The organism is Haloferula luteola, from assembly GCF_014201715.1.
GTDB classification, from domain to species: domain Bacteria; phylum Verrucomicrobiota; class Verrucomicrobiia; order Verrucomicrobiales; family Akkermansiaceae; genus Haloferula; species Haloferula luteola.
Map to the genome: position 1 here is coordinate 1 of NZ_JACHFD010000056.1, position 3,088 is coordinate 3,088.

Annotated in this window: 2 protein-coding genes; both read left to right on the forward strand. The window is 47.2% G+C overall.

Annotation, left to right across the window (positions count from 1 at the left end; all coding sequences use genetic code 11):
- The coding region (locus HNR46_RS20295; protein WP_184022494.1) for an N-acetylmuramoyl-L-alanine amidase family protein at positions 1–1,791 on the forward strand (1,791 nt) is incomplete at its 5' end.
- Positions 1,784–2,707, forward strand: coding sequence for a hypothetical protein (locus tag HNR46_RS20300; protein WP_184022496.1), 924 nt, complete (start codon positions 1,784–1,786; stop codon positions 2,705–2,707). The genes HNR46_RS20295 and HNR46_RS20300, both read left to right, overlap by 8 nt.
- The last annotated feature ends 381 nt before the right edge of the window (positions 2,708–3,088 follow it).

The window sequence follows — 3,088 nt, forward strand, 5'->3', positions numbered from 1 at the left end:
ACCGGCGTGAGCGCCTTGATCAACGGGGGTGCTATCGAGCAGGAGGAGCTGGAAGATTGGCTGGGCCTAAGCGAACTGAATTGGCCCGCCTACCCGCCGGTTCCGGGGGTGATCGATCTGACCATGGGGAAACAGAAACTGAGCCGCCACCAGGATTTCCCCGAGCAACCCCCGGCGGGATGGGGAGCCTGGGATCTCCCACCTTTGGAGGCGGTGAGGGGGAGCTTCCATTTCCATTCACGGGAGGTGACCGTGCCGGATGGCGGAAACGGGGAGGAAATGAGCTACCTCCAATACTGGGGGACCCATGCGACGAAGAAGGTTTGGGTGTTGCTCAACCGGAGACTCACCGAAGACCTGGAAGTTCCGTTCCTGAAGGTGGCGACGAAAGCCTCGACCTTGGACTACCAAAACGAAGGAACGTGGTATGAAGGGGCGATCAACGAAGCGACGAAAGTCACGCTAGGCGACCCGGAGGTGGTGAAGCTGACGGTTCGTGCAGGGGAGAATGTGTCGGAAACGGGCGTGGTGTTGGACCCCTTGGAAGCGAACGAAGGGACCTTCGAGAACGAGAGGCGGTATGATGTGGACCTCCTGCCGGTGGAGGTAGTGGAATTATCGCCGAAGCTGAAAGATGAAGCTGGTAATGAAATTACAGGGTCAGAAAAGCCGCTTCTTCTTCCTAAACGAAACGGCATGATTGAAGAAGATCCCTACAACAATCGAATTGCTCATCGTGAATTGAAACTGAAAATAGGGGAGCCCTTAGAAGGTAAAAAGGTCGCCTGGACTATGACTCCTTTTGGTGTCGTAGATGGTGATGATGTGCGTGGTGACTGGTCGGAAAGCCAAAATCATAAAGATCGCTTCGAGGCTTCTGCAAATTTTGGAGCAAATGGTTTTAATAGATTGAGCCAAGAGAGCGGTGAAACGACTATAGCAGATGATGGCTTCACTGCAGTTCGAGTAAACCTTCCGCCAATTGGTCTGAATCAAGCTGTTGTTAAGGTCGAGATTGAAGGTATTGAGGGTGAAATTGAAGTGGTGAAATTTGAAGTTCCCGCTGTAATTGTTATTGATCCAGGTCATGGGAGTGGGACGGGAATAATTGATGGATCAAATGCGATTGGTGGCGAAGCAGACGATAGCAAAGTCGTTGAATATTCATTTGCTCTTGATGTTGCTCAAAAAATGGAAGCAGAAGTTCGTAAAAATGAACTCTATAAAAATCGTAATGTAAGAGTTTTCCTTACGAGGAATGCCGATCCGAACATAGGGATGGGAGATAGGACGGAAGTTGCTAGGGAAAATGGTTGTGATACCTATGTTAGTATCCATTTCAATGATTCAGTGAACCGGCAACACCGTGATCCATTTTATTTGGTCGATAGTACTGGCAACTTAAATTCGGAAGATGATAAAGCACTGGGGCTAAGGCTTAGGCAGCAAGTGGAAACCGCAATTGCAGCCCACGAAACTGCCGAAGGAAAAAATTCGGCGCGCAGTCAATATGGTCCTGCTCATTGGGAAACCAATCTCGCTAAGGGTTTGGATACCTTATCAGACTATGCGAGTGCAATTCGTTTAGGAAACGGCAATGTGGTGGGGCATACACCCTGTCGTGCTGCCTTGATAGAGATAGAATGGATGTCTCATGCCGCTGCGGATGCTCTTTTTAACACGGAAGCTCCAGCGAATGAGATGGGCAAAAAAGAGGCTGTAAGGTCTGCAGTGGCAAAAGCTCTTTCTGATGCTTGTATTGAGGATATTAAAGAATATACTGATGAATAATAATTTAAATTGCATTGTTGCGGCACTGATTTTTGGGGTGATATGTTGCTATGGTCATGAAGGTGCCGAATATCTCCCGGCAGTGCGAGAAGCCCTTAAAAAGGGAAATCTTCCTGATGGTGTTTCAAAAGGAAAAGATCTTGAATTTGAAGTCCTGACACTATCTTCAAAAGTGACGAGAAATACGAGAATTGAAGCTCATCGAGGTCATCAAGGATGGAATGAGGGGAAAGAATTATTTCCTCATAAAGTAGCAGCTATAACAGGTCATCTGGGATTGAAAGATGTTCCAGATACTCAAAAGGAAATTAAATGCTTTACTGATGGTCATATATACAAAGTATCGACGAAAATTGTTGAAATTATGATCCCTTCTTCGGCGAGAAAATTTCAGATTCGAGTTGATTCTAGAATTTCAGATAAGCTCGTTTATGAAAGTAATTTGGATAAATCTTGGGTGATGCTTCGTAATGTTTTTGCTGATTCAGCGTTTATTATTGTTAACGAAGAAAAAGTCTTTGTCCCATGTGCAGTTTGCTTGAACTCTCAAGAAGGTTTGCAGATAACTACACCCTTTCGAAGTTATGAAAGCGAAGGTCTTAATGACTTTTTTGACGGTGAAGTTTCGTGGCGTTGGTATGGAGAAAACTACCTGATCGCACAGCTTCTCGTGACGGAAGACAAATTTGGAATGAACTCCATAAAAGAAAGGCGGGTCTATCTATTTAATGTTTCCAAGGGTAAATTGCATAATGTTGATATAGGCGTGCTGACTGGTGATGATTTTGGTTTGGATAAAAATACAGAAATTGATTTTGATGCTGAACCTATTAGAATAACAGTAATACCTGCTAGGTTATCGCTTACTGACTCTACTGAGAAAAATTTATTAATGAGACTAAAGCCCAAAGAGTGATAGGTAGTGTGAATGAGGCATCAGCACATCTTAAGGCTGGCGCGGAAACGAACTCCACCCGACCGTCCTGCAAACTCGTTCCGTCACGTCACGTCTCGTGCTGATAACGTGCTGCTTGCGGCTTCGCCAATCCGATGAAGGAGCACCTCGCACGAGCCGCGCCGTCACTACGCGCGCTGGTAGTTCGGGGGGCAGTCGTTGGGCCTCGATGGTCGCCTCTCAAAGGGGTCAGTCCTCGCGCTTTCACATTGCGGCTGTGCGTGTTTTTCTTCGCGCTCTCCGTGGTTATGGCCTGTCCGCTCCGTTTAGAAGCATCTGACGCGGTTTGCTCCGTGATGGCGTGCTGTGACGGCGGGCAGGAGGTGTTCGAGGGCGATCCAG

Bases quoted from the DNA above. Each gene is read 5' to 3' on its own strand.
- HNR46_RS20300 (WP_184022496.1), top strand. From the start codon at position 1,784: ATGAATAATAATTTAAATTGCATTGTTGCGGCACTGATTTTTGGGGTG.